Source organism: Bacillus sp. DWP3-1 (assembly GCF_049896565.1).
In the GTDB taxonomy this organism is placed as follows: Bacteria; Bacillota; Bacilli; order Bacillales; family Bacillaceae; genus Bacillus.
Map to the genome: position 1 here is coordinate 22256 of NZ_JAFCUN010000001.1, position 15383 is coordinate 37638.

At 40.9% G+C, this 15383-nt stretch carries 17 protein-coding genes and 2 riboswitches; of the genes, 12 read left to right on the forward strand and 5 right to left on the reverse strand.

The window, feature by feature from the left end; translation table 11 throughout:
- Positions 1 to 4 precede the first annotated feature (4 nt).
- The 3 genes from ACP7A0_RS00125 (at position 5) to ACP7A0_RS00135 (ending at position 1891) form a co-directional block, all read left to right on the forward strand.
- Positions 5 to 1141 carry a Rap family tetratricopeptide repeat protein gene (locus ACP7A0_RS00125; protein ID WP_060596094.1) on the forward strand — a complete coding sequence of 379 codons (1137 nt, stop codon included), beginning with the start codon at positions 5 to 7 and terminating at the stop codon, positions 1139 to 1141.
- Entirely contained in the window at positions 1131 to 1265 is a 135-nt protein-coding gene (locus ACP7A0_RS00130) for a hypothetical protein (protein ID WP_034662996.1), read from the forward strand. Before ACP7A0_RS00125 ends, ACP7A0_RS00130 begins: the two co-directional genes overlap by 11 nt.
- A 197-nt stretch (positions 1266 to 1462) precedes the next feature.
- Entirely contained in the window at positions 1463 to 1891 is a 429-nt protein-coding gene (locus ACP7A0_RS00135) for an organic hydroperoxide resistance protein (protein ID WP_060596095.1), read from the forward strand.
- Positions 1892 to 1923: 32 nt separating this feature from the next.
- On the opposite strand, the gene ACP7A0_RS00140 is transcribed toward ACP7A0_RS00135, so the two are convergent.
- Positions 1924 to 2370, reverse strand: a complete 447-nt coding sequence (locus ACP7A0_RS00140; RefSeq protein WP_034662988.1) for a MarR family winged helix-turn-helix transcriptional regulator — start codon at positions 2368 to 2370, stop codon at positions 1924 to 1926.
- A 161-nt stretch (positions 2371 to 2531) separates the two neighbouring features.
- On the opposite strand from ACP7A0_RS00140, the gene ACP7A0_RS00145 reads away from it, so the two are divergent.
- Positions 2532 to 2948, forward strand: coding sequence for an organic hydroperoxide resistance protein (locus tag ACP7A0_RS00145; RefSeq protein ID WP_034662985.1), 417 nt, complete (start codon positions 2532 to 2534; stop codon positions 2946 to 2948).
- Positions 2949 to 3007: 59 nt separating this feature from the next.
- Here the strand turns inward: ACP7A0_RS00145 and ACP7A0_RS00150 are convergent, their stop codons facing one another.
- The 3 genes from ACP7A0_RS00150 to ACP7A0_RS00160 all read right to left on the reverse strand — a co-directional run bounded on the left by ACP7A0_RS00150 (position 3008) and on the right by ACP7A0_RS00160 (position 7322).
- Positions 3008 to 3478 carry a nucleoside deaminase gene (locus ACP7A0_RS00150; RefSeq protein WP_034662982.1) on the reverse strand — a complete coding sequence of 157 codons (471 nt, stop codon included), beginning with the start codon at positions 3476 to 3478 and terminating at the stop codon, positions 3008 to 3010.
- 138 nt (positions 3479 to 3616) lie between these two features.
- Positions 3617 to 5905 carry a 5-methyltetrahydropteroyltriglutamate--homocysteine S-methyltransferase gene (gene metE / locus ACP7A0_RS00155; protein WP_426003895.1) on the reverse strand — a complete coding sequence of 763 codons (2289 nt, stop codon included), beginning with the start codon at positions 5903 to 5905 and terminating at the stop codon, positions 3617 to 3619.
- Positions 5906 to 6058: 153 nt separating this feature from the next.
- Positions 6059 to 6250: riboswitch (cobalamin riboswitch) on the reverse strand.
- A 112-nt stretch (positions 6251 to 6362) separates the two neighbouring features.
- Positions 6363 to 7322: a S8 family peptidase gene (locus tag ACP7A0_RS00160; RefSeq protein WP_003210884.1), complete on the reverse strand. Its 960-nt coding sequence runs from the start codon at positions 7320 to 7322 to the stop codon at positions 6363 to 6365.
- A 445-nt stretch (positions 7323 to 7767) separates the two neighbouring features.
- Between ACP7A0_RS00160 and ACP7A0_RS00165 the strand changes: the two genes are divergently transcribed.
- The 7 genes from ACP7A0_RS00165 to ACP7A0_RS00195 all read left to right on the forward strand — a co-directional run bounded on the left by ACP7A0_RS00165 (position 7768) and on the right by ACP7A0_RS00195 (position 13756).
- The gene (locus ACP7A0_RS00165) at positions 7768 to 8454 is read left to right on the forward strand and encodes a response regulator transcription factor (protein WP_060596098.1); all 687 of its coding nucleotides are present in this window, start codon (positions 7768 to 7770) and stop codon (positions 8452 to 8454) included.
- Positions 8455 to 8457: 3 nt separating this feature from the next.
- Entirely contained in the window at positions 8458 to 9807 is a 1350-nt protein-coding gene (locus tag ACP7A0_RS00170) for a HAMP domain-containing sensor histidine kinase (protein WP_426003898.1), read from the forward strand.
- A 67-nt stretch (positions 9808 to 9874) separates the two neighbouring features.
- Positions 9875 to 10564 (forward strand): PepSY domain-containing protein, encoded by a 690-nt coding sequence (locus tag ACP7A0_RS00175; RefSeq protein ID WP_426003900.1) that lies wholly within the window; start codon positions 9875 to 9877, stop codon positions 10562 to 10564.
- Positions 10565 to 10657: 93 nt separating this feature from the next.
- Positions 10658 to 11176 carry a PepSY domain-containing protein gene (locus ACP7A0_RS00180; RefSeq protein ID WP_034662966.1) on the forward strand — a complete coding sequence of 173 codons (519 nt, stop codon included), beginning with the start codon at positions 10658 to 10660 and terminating at the stop codon, positions 11174 to 11176.
- Positions 11177 to 11252: 76 nt separating this feature from the next.
- A complete protein-coding gene (locus ACP7A0_RS00185; RefSeq protein WP_003212346.1) occupies positions 11253 to 11393 on the forward strand; it encodes a hypothetical protein in 141 nt (46 codons plus the stop codon).
- A gap of 132 nt (positions 11394 to 11525) precedes the next feature.
- A riboswitch (M-box (ykoK) riboswitch) is annotated at positions 11526 to 11689 on the forward strand.
- A gap of 208 nt (positions 11690 to 11897) precedes the next feature.
- Complete coding sequence (mgtE, locus tag ACP7A0_RS00190; protein ID WP_034662959.1) at positions 11898 to 13256, forward strand: magnesium transporter; 1359 nt, start codon at positions 11898 to 11900, stop codon at positions 13254 to 13256.
- 101 nt (positions 13257 to 13357) lie between these two features.
- Positions 13358 to 13756 carry a hypothetical protein gene (locus tag ACP7A0_RS00195; protein WP_106030752.1) on the forward strand — a complete coding sequence of 133 codons (399 nt, stop codon included), beginning with the start codon at positions 13358 to 13360 and terminating at the stop codon, positions 13754 to 13756.
- Positions 13757 to 13866: 110 nt separating this feature from the next.
- On the opposite strand, the gene ACP7A0_RS00200 is transcribed toward ACP7A0_RS00195, so the two are convergent.
- Positions 13867 to 14730, reverse strand: a complete 864-nt coding sequence (locus ACP7A0_RS00200; RefSeq protein WP_066030989.1) for a LysR family transcriptional regulator — start codon at positions 14728 to 14730, stop codon at positions 13867 to 13869.
- 188 nt (positions 14731 to 14918) lie between these two features.
- Here ACP7A0_RS00200 and ACP7A0_RS00205 point away from each other — a divergent pair, with 188 nt between their 5' ends.
- Complete coding sequence (locus ACP7A0_RS00205; RefSeq protein ID WP_080869519.1) at positions 14919 to 15290, forward strand: cupin domain-containing protein; 372 nt, start codon at positions 14919 to 14921, stop codon at positions 15288 to 15290.
- Positions 15291 to 15383: the final 93 nt, after the last annotated feature.

Below are 15383 nucleotides of genomic sequence, written 5' to 3' on the forward strand. Positions count from 1 at the left end.
ACGTATGGCGAAAATCATTCCCTCTTCGGATATTGGAGTGAAAATCAACAAGTGGTATGAATTAATCCGCAGATTTGATTCAGAACAAGCAGAACAATTAAAGCAGGAAATTCGCACCTCTCTTGATTCAATGGAAGAAGATCAGAATTTGCTTCTCTATTTTTCTTTAATGGAATTCAGGCATGAGGTCATGCTCGATTACTTAAAGCCATTAAAGGAAGGAAAGCTTCGCGCCAACTTTTCCGAGCTTTCGAAAGAAATAGATGAGCATCAAACACATGTCACAGGCATGCTTGAATACTACTATCATTTTTTCAGAGGCATGTATGAATTTGGCCGTAGGCAGTATATTGCTGCCATCTCGTCTTATCAAAAGGCAGAGCACAAGCTTTCTTTTGTGTCAGATGATATTGAACGTGCGGAATTTCATTTTAAAATGTCAGAAATATATTATCACATGAAACAAACACATATCTCGATGCACCATGCCAAACTGGCGCTGGATGTCTATATTCAACATGAGCTATATGCGCTTCGCACGATCCAATGCGAATTTATTGTGGCCGGTAACTATGATGATATGAGAAGGCATGAAAAGGCATTACCACATCTCGAGAGAGCGCTTGCGAGATCAAGAGACTTTCAGAATGTGCGTTTTATTGCTTCCTCTTTGTTTAATATGGGCAACAGTTATTACCGAATGGGAGATCTTGACCGCGCACTCGAACTAATGAAAGAATCCATCTCGTTATTTGACCAAAATCAATCCGATCACCTTCGTCGATCTATAGACCCTCTTTATACCGCCGCTCAGATATTATACAAACAAGGTAAACACGAAGAAGCCTTACACTACAGAGAAGAATGTATGAAGCGAGCAGAAGCACTTCAGGATGATATTCATATTCAGAAGACGATATTTTTAGAAGCATTGTATTTAAAGCAAGATGCGGAGCATATTAAACGAATTTTTCATTTTTTAGAGTCTGCCTATGCATATCCAGATATAGAGGAGCTGGCATTAGACACCGCAAAGTATTATAATGAAATGGGAGATTATGAAAAATCTTCCATGTTCTACGGAGAAGCGGAACATGCTCGAATCTATATTCAGAGAGGGGATTGTTTATATGAATTTTAAAAAATGGGCAGTCGTCTGTACAAGCATCACCATCCTGGCGTTATGGCTGGCAGCAGCAAATGCCGACCCGGATAACAGAAACCATACGCTAGAACAACCAAATGCGCAGCATGACATCATCTAAAAGCTCTTGTCAACAATCTGAAAGCCCTTATTCAAGGGCTTTTTTTACTGTCTAAAAATGAATCTGCGTGACATGCTCATAAAATAGAAGTGAGAAGGAAATCTTAGAAAAAGAGTGTTTATTCATTGACTCTTGAATTTAAATTGTGTACAATTCAATTGTAGAAAATATTATTAGAGAGAAAGAGGGTTATATTCATGTCAGATGTTTTATTTACTGCAACGGTATCAGCTGTCGGAGGAAGAGAAGGAAAGGTTGTTTCAACCGATGGTGTGCTTGAGCATGATGTAGCAATGCCTGGAACACCAAGAGCGAAAAAACTTGAAAAAGCAACAAATCCAGAGCAATTATTCGCAGCAGGCTACTCTGCATGTTTTGATTCAGCCCTTCAAATGGTCGCGAGACAAGAGCGTATCCGTTTTGAAAGTGAAGTAACAGCACATGTGAGCTTAGTGAAAGATAGTTCAGATGGCGGCTTCAAACTAGGCGTTAAGCTAGAAGTAAAAGGAACTGGAATCGAGCAATCAGCATTAGATGAGCTTGTTCATAAAGCACATGGCGTATGCCCATATTCAAAAGCAACTCAAGGAAATATCGAAGTAGAACTAGTAGCTGTCGCACAATAATTGACATCATAAAAGGCTGAGGGAATGTTCCCTCAGCCTTTTGGTTGTGTTAATTTTTGCAAAAGCTCATGCAAAGAGGCGCGCAGCGTTTTTAACTCTTCTTCCGATCTGCCTGTCCCAGACAGCATATGAAATGGAATCGCAGTAGCCTTCTCTTTTAGTTGTTCGCCATATTCCGTTAAACGAATTTGCACAGAACGTTCATCCTCTTTCGAGCGCTCGCGGATGATGAGTCCGTTTTGCTCCATCCGTTTCAGCATAGGTGTGAGTGTACCGGAGTCTAAATATAAAAGCTCTCCCATCGTTTTCACATTTAATGTCCCATGCTCCCACAATAAAAGCAGTGCCAAATATTGCGGATACGTAATGTCTAACTCTTCTAATAACGGTTTATATTGCTTCGTCATCTCTCTTGAACTTGCATATAACAAGAAACAAAGCTGATTTTCCAGCTTCATATGCTCGAATTCATTTGTCATGTCAGTCACCAACTATTTTTTGTCATACTTATTATTGTATAAGATTTTCTTCCTTTTTAAAATAAATACAGCCCAAAAATGAAAAATTCTTTAATGTGCGATAAATGTTTGAGAAATGGATAGAACGTGAAAAGAATAAATAGATAAAGGAGGAGATGAAGATGAAACCATTATTCACAGCAAAAGTAAAGGCGCAGCATGGAAGAGCTGGACATGTTCGTTCAGAAGATGGTGTACTCGATCATAACATTGTCATGCCTAATGCAAAGAAAGACGGAGAAACTGGTACGAATCCAGAGCAATTATTTGCAGCCGGCTATGCAGCTTGTTTCGGAGGGGCGCTTGAACAAGTAGCGAAGAAGCAAGGGATAGACATTGAATCGGAAGTAGAAGGACATGTCAGTCTTTTAAAAGATGAAAGTGATGGCGGCTTTAAGCTTGGTGTCAAGCTGATTGTGTCTGCAAAAGGCCTTGACCATGACAAAGCGAGAGAGCTTGTCGAGGCTGCGCATGAATTCTGTCCATATTCAAAAGCAACAAGAGGGAACATCGAAGTAGAGCTTGAAGTGGCTGAATAAAAAAGGTTTTCTATCACGCTGAAAAAAAGAAACACCTGCTGGTAAGCAGGTGTCTTTTTTTAATATTCTTTCTTTTGTTCGTATGTTTCCCAAGCTTCAAACGGTGCAAGGGTTTTTTGAAGTGTCAGCTGGTAAAATGGAATATTTCTTGATTCGTAATCCTTGTTGATTTCTTCATAAATAAACGAGTCATCAAAACCAGAAGTCGCTGCATCCTGATGTCCAGCAGCAAAATACACGGCTTTTGGTCTAGCCCAGTAAATAGCGCCAAGGCACATCGGGCAAGGCTCACAGCTTGTATATAAAATACAATCTTCTAATTGGTATGTATGTAGCGTCTGGCACGCCTTTCGAATAGCTGTGACTTCTGCATGTGCAGTTGGATCATTCGTTGTTGTCACATTGTTGCTTCCTTCTGCAATAATCTGTCCATCCTTGACAATGACTGCTCCAAAAGGGCCGCCAGTACCACTATTGACTCCTTCTACTGCAAGATCAATTGCGCGTTGTAAAAAATCTTCGTGATTCATTGTCTTCCTCCCTTTGTTCGACTGACTTCTCTAGTATAAACGAATCATGCTAGAAAAGGAAACATCCTAGTAGATGGTCAAACAGGACAATCTGCGCATAAAAACCCCCGCCATGTTCGGCAGGGGAGAGGGAATCAATTATGCATGCTGCGCCAGCTTTTTACGAGCGACTTCAGCAGCCGTCACCATGTTTTTCAAAGCATCAATGGTTTCAGGCTCTTGTCTCGTTTTTAGACCACAGTCAGGATTCACCCAGAAGCGATCTGTCGGACATACGTTCAGCGCATCATCAATGATTTGACTCATTTCTTCGACAGATGGAACGCGCGGGCTATGAATGTCATATACACCAAGTCCAAGTCCTTTCAAATACGGATGCTTTTCTAAGTAATCGAGGAATCCGCCATGACTGCGTGAATGTTCAATCGTAATTACGTCGGCATCAAGGTCTTCGATCGTATCGACAATATCCTCGAAGTTACTGTAGCACATATGTGTATGAATTTGCGTTTCATTTTGAACAGATGATGTTGATAGTCGGAACGACTCTGCTGCCCAGTTTAAATATTCTGCCCAATCACTTTCTTTGAGTGGAAGACCTTCTCTTAGCGCAGGTTCATCCACTTGAATAACTTGAATCCCTGCTTCTTCTAACGCTTCTACCTCTTTACGTAATGCGAAAGCGATTTGGAAGGCAATGTCTTTCCGGGAAATATCTGTTCTTGGGAAAGACCAGTTTAAAATGGTGACAGGTCCTGTCAGCATTCCTTTGACCTTTTTCTCCGTTAAGCTTTGTGCGTAAACCGTCTCTTTCACGGTCATTGGCGCTGTAAACTCGACATCTCCATAAATGATTGGCGGCTTCACGCAGCGTGATCCGTAGGATTGTACCCAAGCAAATTTCGTAAAGGCAAATCCGGCTAGCTTCTCACCGAAGTATTCAACCATATCTGTCCGTTCGAATTCTCCATGTACGAGAACGTCCAGACCGATTTCCTCCTGAATATCAATCCATCTTTTTGTTTCTTTCTTAATAAATTCATCATATTCTGCATCTGTCCACTCATTTTTACGCCATTTTTGACGAGCACTGCGCACTTCAGCAGACTGCGGGAAGCTGCCAATGGTTGTTGTTGGCAAAAGCGGCAGTTCAAGAGATTCGTTTTGGATACGAAGGCGCTCTTCAAAGGCAGCTGGACGTTTAAAGTCTTTCGATGAAAGATTGTTGCGTTCTGCTGTGAAATCCGCATTGGTTCCTTTTGCAAATTCTTTTAAAGTAAGAAGTGCTTGCGTGGCTTCATTGATGGCGGCTTTAATCGCTGCGGCTCCTTTTGTTAAGCCTTCTTTTAATGTTGTTAATTCATCCAGCTTTTCAGTGGCATAAGACAGTCCGTTTAATAGTTTCTCTTCAAGCTGTTCGCTTGGGTGTTTTGCAACTGGTACATGCAGCAAACTGCTTGATGGCTGCAGCCATACTTCCTTCGGCTGAGCGTCAGCAATGACCTCAGAAATGAATGACAATCTTTCTCCAAGATCTGATCTCCAAATATTTCTTCCATCAATGACGCCTGCTGCTAAAATTTTATCTTTCGGGAAGCCATGCTTTTTCACTTGATCAAGATTGCGCCCTTGATCATGGACAAAATCAAGACCAATGGCTTCAACAGGATATGTGACAAGCTCTTCATAGGCATCTACTGAATCAAAGTATGTTTGAAGAAGAATGTTTAAGGCAGGTACGGCTTCTTTAATCGTTTGATAGATTTCTTTTACGGCTTTCACGTCTTCATATGAAGCAGTGACAAGTGCTGGCTCATCAATTTGAACCCATTTGACGCCAGCTTCTTCAAGTTCTTTTAAAACCTGAGTATAAAGCGGCACGAGACGCTGCTGAATCTCTTTTACTTCATTTGGTTCATAGCCTTTAGAAAGTGAGACAAATGTATAAAGACCAAGTACAACAGGTTTTGTTTCAACACCAAACGCCGTTTTCACCTTTTCGTAAGCTTCAAGCGGTTTGTTATGTGTGAGTTTGAATTCGGTGCTTTTTTCGTATTCTGGAACGATGTAGTGATAGTTTGTATTAAACCATTTTGTCATTTCACTTGAGACAGCATCTTTTGTTCCTCTTGCCATCGCAAAGTATGTATCTAGCGGGTCTTTTAAGCTGCGGAAGCGCTCTGGAATCCAATTGAACATGACAGCAGTATCGAGCACGTGATCGTAGAAGGTAAAATCTCCAGAAGGAACAACATCAATTTGTTGATCAATTTGCGTTTTAATGGCCGTTAAAAATTGTTCATCCAGTGTGCTTAAGAGGGTTTCGCGGTCTGTTTGACCTTTCCAATAAGACTCAAGTGCTTTTTTCCATTCTCTGCTTAAACCAATTCGCGGAAAACCTAGATTACTTGTTTTAACAATTGTCAATTCCAATTCCTCCTCTAAATATAAAAAGACATTTACACTCATGGCGAAGATTGATGAGGGCAAATGTCTGGTTTAAAAAGACAAAATGTGTGTGCGAAATAAGGCGTGAGCATAACTGACGCTTTTTCCGACATCTCCTATCAACCGTAGGGGGTTTGATGTGATAGAGCGGCTGGTATCCTGGCTGGTGAATCTGCAAGCTTTTCATCCTTCTCATCCTTATGACAGTGGATTCATGAGAAAAGCTCTCCTCACTCACAGTGGCGGGACCGCGCCGGATTTTCACCGGTCTTCCCAATTAAAATTCGACGTGTGATCGAATTACCGACTCTCAAACTATGAATTTATTGTGTTCGATTATATAACGTCCACTTCATTTCGTCAAAGTAAATTTTGAATAATTTTAATTAAAAAAATCCTGAGAAAATTCAATCTATTCTCAGGACCTTTATTCAAGCTATAGAGATAAAAGATCTGCTTCCAATGTTTTTTCTAAAAGGACATCAGGCGCAGTTAAATATAAAAATCCATTTCCGACGAGGGCTTTCGACTGCTTCAGTGGAAGGGTTCTTCTGACAAGCTGAGCATAGACCTCAGGCTCTGTCAGCTTGCGCTGGAACGCTTCTTCCTCGGCATTTTTAATAATGGCTAGTGCACCGCTTACGTGAGGGGCGGCCATTGAGGTGCCTGTGAGTCTGCCATATTTATGGTTAGGGAGAGTGGATAAAATGTCTTCTCCTGGAGCGACGAGGTCGATTTCTTTATTGGCATTGGAGAATTCAGAGGATTCTCTTGCAAGGGAGACAGAGCCGACGGCAATGACTTCATTGTATGCTGCTGGGTAGGAGAACTCTTCTGTACGCTCGTCACCATCCCCTTCATTTCCTGCTGCGCACACAACAAGTACACCGCTTTTCACCGCGTTTTGAATGGCTTCCTGCAAGGCGGGCTCATTGCTTGGACCACCGAGAGACATGGAGATAATATCCACCTTCTGCTCAGCGGCATAGTTGATGCCATTAATGATCCATTCGTATTTCCCGCTGCCATTTTCACCGCCAAGAACTTTCACGATCAGCAGCTTGGCTTCAGGGGCAACCCCTAGAATTCCGCCATTTTGATCTGTTGCTGCAATCGTCCCTGCTACATGGGTGCCATGTCCGTTGTAGTCTTTCACATTTTCAGCATCTCCGTTGTCATCATCGGTAAAGTTCTTGCCTCCGATAATCTGATCTTTTAAGTCGGGATGCTCCGTGTCGCAACCTGTATCAAGGACAGCAATGGTTATGCCTTTTCCTTTGAAGCCACTTGACCAAAGTTCGGGTGCTTTAATCTCCTGAATACTTTCCGGCGTCTCTTTCGCTTCCATCACATTGGCTTTTACTTCATACGGAATTAAGCGAATTTCACCTTTCATAAGAAAGCCCTCCTTATTTTGTTTTCAAAGTAGATTCAGGCTGCGTAATGTTATTGTATAAAAGAAACTTTTGATCGGAAAGGGTCAATTGTAATAATTTTTCAAATAATCAATCTATTATCAAAAGTGCAGTTCTCCTCACTTCTTGACGAAAGAACTCAGCTTTTGAGGAAAACTCTTGATATCATATGAAAAAGGAGGATATGCTGCATAGTGAGCTTGCACCTGTCCAGATGAAAATGGGTGAAAAGGACTAAAAGAGGCAGACTAAAAAACAAGGAAATCATGCAATAAATGCGATATAAAAAGTATGTATAATGTTTTTGTTCAAAAATAAATGTTTCTTTCATAAAAAATAGACATGAAGATTGTGACTGTTCCAAATGCGAAAGGCAACATATAATAATGAAAAGACAAGCTTGCCTTTCAGATAGGAGAGATAGAGATGAATAAAGGGAAGATACTCGTAGTCGAAGATGAAAAGAAAATTGCAAGAGTGCTGTCACTAGAGCTTGAATATGAAGGATATGAGGTGACAGTCAAAGAGACTGGAATGGATGGACTTCAGGCTCTTGAAGAAGAAAGCTTCGATTTGGTGCTGCTTGACGTCATGCTTCCAGAATTAAGCGGTCTTGAAGTGCTGAGAAGGGTTCGAAAGACAAATACAGCGACACCTATTATGTTGATTACAGCAAGAGGAAGTGTTCCTGATAAGGTAAGCGGGCTCGATCTTGGGGCGAATGATTATATTACAAAGCCCTTTGACATAGAAGAATTATTAGCGCGAATTCGCGCGCAGCTAAGGTTGAATATTCATGCGCAAGAAGAGATGGAGACAGAGCTGAGCATAGCAGATTTGACTGTCAACGAGAAAACAAGAGACATACAAAGGGCAGGCCAAATGCTTGAACTGACACCGAGAGAATATGATCTGCTTGTCCACTTGCTGAAGCATCAGCAGCAAGTGCTCACAAGAGATCAACTTTTAACAGCCGTTTGGGGTTTTGATTATTTTGGTGATACGAACGTGGTGGATGTCTATATCCGTTATTTAAGAAAAAAAGTCGATTACCCATTCGAAAAACAGCTGATTCACACAGTGAGAGGTGTGGGTTATGTGATGAAAGGATAAAGAATGAGATTAAAAAATAAGATCCAGCTTTATACGTCGTTGTCTTTGTTTTTAATGGTGCTCTTATTTCATACAGCCATTTATTTTATTTTTTCGATAACCTTGACGCAAAAAGATATGTCCCGGCTGTCTGAGGTGGCTGAAAATATCGCCATTGCTTTAAAAAAATCAGAAGAAGAAGGTCTTCCATCTTCGGAGCTTCTGAAAGCGTACTTGCCCCAAAATGGCATGATCCGTGTCGTGACAGAAACGGGTGAATCAAAGCTGACTGTCACAAAGGAGTCAACGTTTAGTTCACTGCCTTTCACATATGAATCTGGGCAGACAGCAGAAATCAAAGAATACAACAAGCATATGACTGCGTTCGCTGCGATTCCGGTCATTTGGACAAATGGAGAGATTGTGTCGCTTCAAGTATATGAAGAAATCGAAAATACGGAAGAGAATTTGGCGTTATTAAGAATGATTTTAATCGCTGCTGGCGTTTTAATTATAGTGCTTTCTTATTTTGCAGGCCACATTTTAACAAAACAAATCGTCCGGCCGATTAGTCGATTGACGAGCACCATGAAGGCAAGTATGAAGGAGAAGGCGTTTAAACGAATCAAACTAGCAGGCGATTCAAAGGATGAATTGTATCAAATGGGACAAACCTTTAATGAAATGTCAGAAATCCTCGAGAAGCATTATGAGAAAGAGCAGCAATTCTTGCATGATGCCTCTCATGAATTGAAGACACCGATTACCGTCATTATGAGCTACAGTAATTTACTAAAACGCTGGGGACAGACACGTCCAGAAGTTATAGAAGAATCCTCCCAAGCGATTCATGATGAAGCGAAAAAAATGAAAAGGCTGACAGATCAATTGCTGACACTGGCGAAAAATGGTCAGCCTCTATATGTGGATATGAAGCCAGTCGATCTTGGTCATTTGTGCAAGCAGATATGCAATACACTTGAAGTAGCCACCAATCGAACCATTCAAACTCATGTGCAAACAGATCAGCCGCTTATTGCGGAAGGAGACGAAGAGAAAATCAAACAGCTTTTGACCATCTTGATTGATAATGCGGTCAAATATAGTACAGAGCCAGTTGATGTGACATGCGGATGGGCGGGAGAGAAGCCGTTTATTTCAGTCGTTGACCATGGGATTGGCATAAAAGAAGAGGATTTGCCGAAAATCTTTGACCGCTTTTTCCGTGTGGATGAAGCAAGAAACAGTGAGACCGGCGGAACGGGTCTTGGTCTTTCAATTGCGAAGCAAATTGCAGAAGAGCATGGAGCTGAGCTGAAGGTAGACAGCCGAATCGGCGAAGGGACAACCATGACCATTCTTTTCCGGAAATAAAATAGGTCTTTTCTCATCAATTTCTCATTTCCTCCTTATAAAATAGGAAATAGGAAGGAGGCGCTGCATGTCTAGAAAAACAAAAATGGTGCTTGCGCTCGCAGGATGTCTCGTCGTTCTTGCTGCCTTTGCAATGCTCATGATTCAAACCATTGATCATAAAATATTAAGTGAAGCAGAAATCAAAAAAATCATCGCAAAAGACTACAATGGAAACATTACAAATATTGATTTAATCAATCATAAACAGGACTATACATTGACGCTGGAAAATGCAAATGGCATCTATCAAATCATTGCATCTTCTGCAAGCGGTCAAATGAAAGAAATCAGACAGACCAAAAGCTATCAAAAGCCAAATGAAAAAAATGCTGAGCTCCAGGCAGAGGAAGCGGCTGTTAAAAAAGTAAGCGGTACTGTCATCCAAAAGAAAGAAAAGTCAGATCGTTTTATCTTTACGATCCAATCAAAAAAAGATTTATATCAAGTCGATGTCGACAAGCAAACGTTTAAGGTGCTTGAAGCAGAAAAGAAAAAACCAACCTCTAAAGAAAAGAAACTGACGAAAATCACGGTTGAAGAAGCCATCCGAATTGCGGTAAAAGAAGTCGGAGGGACAGTGGATGATGCAGATCTTGAAACATTTAGCGGTATGCTCGTCTTTGAGGTGGAGCTGGATTTGCCTGACGGGCGAGAGGCAGAGGTGCTTGTGAACGCATATACAGGAGACATTGAAGGTATTACGTACGAAAACTAATCCTTTTCTCATGATTTTCTCATGTTTCTTTCCTTTCTTTATCATCTTGTTTCTTTAAGATAAAGGAGAAATCAAATAGAGGAGGACATGAACATGATGAAAAAAGTACTAGTAGCTACAGCATTAACAGGAACTCTTGTCGCAGGTGGTTTCACACTTCAAGCGCAAAATACAAATCAAACAGCACACGCGGAACAAGTGGTGCAAAAGAAATCTTCGTTTGTCTCTAAGAAACAAGCAGAAAAAGCAGCCCTAAAAGTGGTGAAAGGGTATGTGGACGATGTGGATCTTGAGCGTAAAAAAGGAAAATGGGTGTATGAGGTCGAGATTAAAAAAGGCGGCTTTGAATATAAAGTATATGTCGATGCGAAAACAGGAAAAGCGCTGAACGATCCAGTCAAAGAAAAGAAACAGAATGTGAAAATCACTAAAAAGCAGGCTGAAAAAATTGCCCTTGCAAAAGTAAAAGGAACAGTCACAGATTCTGATTTAGATAAAGAAAATGGTGTGTACTTGTATGAAGTCGAAATCACCACACCAAACGGCGAGGAAGTTGATTTTGAGATTTCCGCTAAAACAGGCAAAATCCTGAAGCAAGAATGGGATGATTAAGCCATCACCAAACCTTACACTTTCATGTGTAAGGTTTTTTCATTGGGACAAACTACGGGAAAGGAGGCGAGAGAATATGAAGAAAAAAGAAGAAGAGCAGACAATGGACCATGCGGAATATGTTCCGCATCCTGATGGAGAAGGATATGCTTTGTTTTTGCATGATTCCTTTCATCTCCTCTCCCAAGAGGATATGAATCAGCCAGAAGAGGAATAAAAGACATGAAAGGGCGATGGTCAACTTTGTCTATCGCTCTTTTTTTCAAAAGTAAGCGAATACATGAGGAAACTTGGCATCTTGCTTATTGACATCACTGCGCTTTTTCTGTAATCTCAGTGTGTCAACAATATGAGACTTCGTTAGGTGAGGCTCCTGTATGGAGATACGCTGCTGCCCAAAAATGTCCAAAGACGCCAATGGGTCAACAGAAATCATCGACATAAGGTGATTTTTAATGCAGCTGGATTTTTCCTATGCCATACAGTGCTAAAGCTCTACGATTGAAGGAGCAAGTGTTTATTTTGTTATGCTTACAAAGCGCCTTCATTCGGTTGAAGGTGCTTTTTTATGGGAAAAGGAGGTGTGGGGATGGATCATCCCGATTCGAGACACATAGAGAATATGTCAAAAGATCAGATTGAGACATCAGATAGAGGAGATCCTGACCCCCGCACATTCTAAGGGATTCGGGTATCTCCTGACTTTGGGGAGGTAACAGCGATGATACAAAATATTACGTACGATGAACTCATTTTACGCATCATTATTTTACTAAGAGATGGAAAACGCAAAGAATTTAAAAACATCATGGAAGAACTTCAGCCATATGATATGGCCTACTTATTTAAAGAGCTTCCAGAAAAACACCGCGGCCGCTTCCTCAGCTTTTTACCAGTCGATGACGTGACAGAAATGATGGGTGAGCTGGAGCGGGAATACCAAGAAATCGTTCTTGAAAAAGTAGGGAAAGACAAAGCTACCTTCGTCACAAACAAAATGGATAACGATGATCTAGCCAACTTGTTTGATGAGATGGAGGATGAGCTAAAGGATCAGCTTTTATCTAACATGGAAGCAGAGGAATCAAAGGCCGTCCAGCTTCTTATGAATTACCCTGCTGAGACAGCGGGACGGATCATGACCAACCGGTACGTTTGGATTCCTCAGCATTATACGGTGCAGGATGCCGTTGTGAAGCTGAAAAGCTTTGCAGAAATTGCGGAATCAATCAACTATTTATATGTGATTAATGATCAAAAACAGCTTGTAGGCGTTCTCTCATACCGTGATCTCATTTTAGGTGAACCGGATGAAAAGGTGCAGGATCTCATGTTTACAAGAGTCATTGCCGTTGGAGCCTTTCAAGATCAGGAGGAAATCGCAAAGCTGATTGAACGGTATGATTTTCTTGCCATTCCTGTTGTGGAAGAGAACAATGTCCTAGTCGGAATCGTTACAGTCGATGATATCATTGATGTTGTCATTCAAGAGGCAGGCGAAGACTATGAGAAGTTTGCTGCCTCTGGTAAAGATATTACGTTCGACACGCCGGCATTTGTGGCGGCATACCGCCGTCTTCCATGGCTCATTCTGCTCTTGTTCATTGGGCTGATTTCAGGCAGTATTTTAAATTATTTTGAAGATACCCTTCAGCAAGTCGTTGCTTTAGCGTTCTTCATGCCGATGATTGCCGGGATGACAGGGAATACAGGGACACAGTCTCTTGCCGTCGTGATTAGAGGGCTTTCAAAAGAAGAATTAACGAAAAAAACCATTATGCGTCTTATTTTTAGAGAGCTGAGAACAAGTATTTACATTGGGATCGTCTGTTCCATTATTATTACAGTCGTCGCAATGGTGTGGCAGGGCAATATGATTTTAGGTTTTGTTGTCGGCTCCTCACTGCTTGCAACACTGATTATTGGGACAATGGCAGGTACGGTCGTGCCGATTATTTTACACAGATTAAACGTGGACCCAGCCATTGCATCTGGCCCGCTGATCACAACATTGAATGATATTCTATCCTTACTGATCTATTTTGGAATTGCAACAGCATTCCTTCATACACTGATGTAGCAAGAAGACTGTAAAACGTTACGTTTTACAGTCTTTTTTGAATAAAGATTGCATATAGCGCTTCCATCCTTTACATTTTAAGGAGAAGGTGGGAGAGAAAAATGAAGAAGTTTTTATTCATTTTAATGTGCATGGTATTGCTAGGTGCATGTTCAAGGGAAGACGAGGGGAAAGACAGAAGACTTGTGGCAGCAGAGCATATGATTGAAGCGATTACCGAAGGAGATAAACGAAAAATAGAAAACATCTATGTTGAAGGTGCTGTCCCAAGCCCAAATGACATTCTAAAGCTGAAAAAGGAATGGGGCATAGAGACGCTTTCTTATGAAGATTTTCAATTGGAAGAAGCCAGCATTCACGTCTTTCATGCGAATTACGAAGATGAAAAAACAGGGGAGAAAAAGGCACTTGCCCTGCGGGTAATAGAAGATCCTGAAAAAGGCGGTGTACGGATTGACTTTGTAGGGGTCGTTGAAGGAACTGACGCTTCCTCTCAATGAAAAATTTTATTAGAAGACAAGGTATAATCTAAAATGATTTTATTTAAAAGGATAGAAGAGCTGAAAGAACTTCGCTCTATCTATCCTCTTTTTTACCACAAATGACCTGATCACATATGAGTTATGCCCATTAACTCCATAAATCGTGAGAGGGCACTGGTCATGTACGAATCGCGGCGCCTTATAAACACAGTGGGCACGATTCTATGTGGTTCCGGTAATGGATGACAGGTAAATCTGCCTTGCATCCGAGATTCAACCATAGATTTTGGTAATACGGTGACTCCAAGCCCGTTTTCAACGCATTTAAGCACGCCCTCTAAAGTGCCATATTCCATTACCTTCATAGGAGGGTAGCCATTGCTCTCTAACCATCGCTGCCAACGCCCCAAATAGATGCAATGCGCAAATGACGAAAGCAATGGTTCATGTAAGATTGATTCTACCTGGAATTCCTCCCGGGAGTAGCTTGTAATCAGAACAAGTGATTCTTCCAATACAGGGTACTCAATAATGTCCGGATGAAGAATTGGCCCATCAACCAATGCACCGTCTACCTTGTAGTTAAGAATAGCACTAACCTGATCTACAGTAGGTGCCATATACATGCTCAATTCTACTTGTGGAAATGTCTTATGATATTCTGTAAAAATGATTGGCAATCTTGTAGAAGCGGTTGATTCTATAGATCCAATGTGTAAAGTTCCCCGCGGAGTAGAGGAAAGCTTTACTGCCTCTATTGCTTCTTCAAAATCGTAGAGTAATTTGTTTACATATGGCAACAGTTCACGTCCTGCAGGCGTTAAGGATATCTTCTTGTGATATCGATAGAGAAGAGGAACACCTAATTCTTGTTCAAGACGTTGGATTCGTGCAGTGACATTCGACTGCACATAATTTAATTTCTCGGCAGCTTTTGTAATGCTTTGTTCAATAGCTACTGCTTTAAATATTTCCAAAGATTTAATATCCAAAATAACGCTCCTTTTTGCATCGCAAATTGTGATGAACTATACACTATTTTTTGATTTTACGTGATCCAATAGAATAAGTAAACTTAATGATATAAGAGATTTATCATGAGGAGGAGAATTGAAAGGTAGAGAGTTTTAACTAGGAAAAGATAAAACAGACGTTTCCAATTAAATGAGGAGGGAATTAATTGATTTCAAAGATTAATATCCAAGAGAAATTTTTGCAAATAAATGATTATTGGAATCCTAGAATAAGTGGAGAGTTGAACGACTCATACATTAAAATGGTAAAAATTAAGGGTGAATTCATTTGGCATCACCATGATGACGAGGATGAAATGTTCTTTGTATGTAAAGGGAATCTAGTCATCCGTTTTAGGGATAGAGAAATAGCTCTTAATGAAGGGGAGTTTCTTGTGATTCCTAAAGGAATTGAACATCAGCCAATTGCTGAAGAAGAAGTTCATTTGCTCTTAATTGAGCCCAAAACGACGCTAAACACGGGGAATGTGGTCAATGAACGAACTGTTTCGATTCCTGAACGAATGGATGAACACTAGATCGTTGCACTTAACAGGTGCTTTAGTTGAAAAAGAGGCAGCAATCGCTGTCTCTTTTTACTACGTTATCATACATTCACTTGTCTTTAATTT

Excerpts from the sequence above, each read along its gene's own strand:
- ACP7A0_RS00135 (WP_060596095.1), top strand. The coding sequence starts at position 1,463 with ATGTCAGATGTTTTATTTACTGCAACGGTATCAGCTGTCGGAGGAAGA.
- ACP7A0_RS00175 (WP_426003900.1), top strand. The coding sequence starts at position 9,875 with ATGTCTAGAAAAACAAAAATGGTGCTTGCGCTCGCAGGATGTCTCGTC.
- ACP7A0_RS00130 (WP_034662996.1), top strand. The coding sequence starts at position 1,131 with ATGAATTTTAAAAAATGGGCAGTCGTCTGTACAAGCATCACCATCCTG.
- mgtE (WP_034662959.1), top strand. The coding sequence starts at position 11,898 with ATGATACAAAATATTACGTACGATGAACTCATTTTACGCATCATTATT.
- ACP7A0_RS00160 (WP_003210884.1), bottom strand. The coding sequence starts at position 7,322 with ATGAAAGGTGAAATTCGCTTAATTCCGTATGAAGTAAAAGCCAATGTG.
- ACP7A0_RS00140 (WP_034662988.1), bottom strand. The coding sequence starts at position 2,370 with ATGACAAATGAATTCGAGCATATGAAGCTGGAAAATCAGCTTTGTTTC.
- ACP7A0_RS00185 (WP_003212346.1), top strand. The coding sequence starts at position 11,253 with ATGAAGAAAAAAGAAGAAGAGCAGACAATGGACCATGCGGAATATGTT.
- ACP7A0_RS00195 (WP_106030752.1), top strand. The coding sequence starts at position 13,358 with ATGAAGAAGTTTTTATTCATTTTAATGTGCATGGTATTGCTAGGTGCA.
- ACP7A0_RS00125 (WP_060596094.1), top strand. The coding sequence starts at position 5 with ATGGCGAAAATCATTCCCTCTTCGGATATTGGAGTGAAAATCAACAAG.
- ACP7A0_RS00170 (WP_426003898.1), top strand. The coding sequence starts at position 8,458 with ATGAGATTAAAAAATAAGATCCAGCTTTATACGTCGTTGTCTTTGTTT.
- ACP7A0_RS00145 (WP_034662985.1), top strand. The coding sequence starts at position 2,532 with ATGAAACCATTATTCACAGCAAAAGTAAAGGCGCAGCATGGAAGAGCT.
- ACP7A0_RS00165 (WP_060596098.1), top strand. The coding sequence starts at position 7,768 with ATGAATAAAGGGAAGATACTCGTAGTCGAAGATGAAAAGAAAATTGCA.
- ACP7A0_RS00180 (WP_034662966.1), top strand. The coding sequence starts at position 10,658 with ATGATGAAAAAAGTACTAGTAGCTACAGCATTAACAGGAACTCTTGTC.
- ACP7A0_RS00150 (WP_034662982.1), bottom strand. The coding sequence starts at position 3,478 with ATGAATCACGAAGATTTTTTACAACGCGCAATTGATCTTGCAGTAGAA.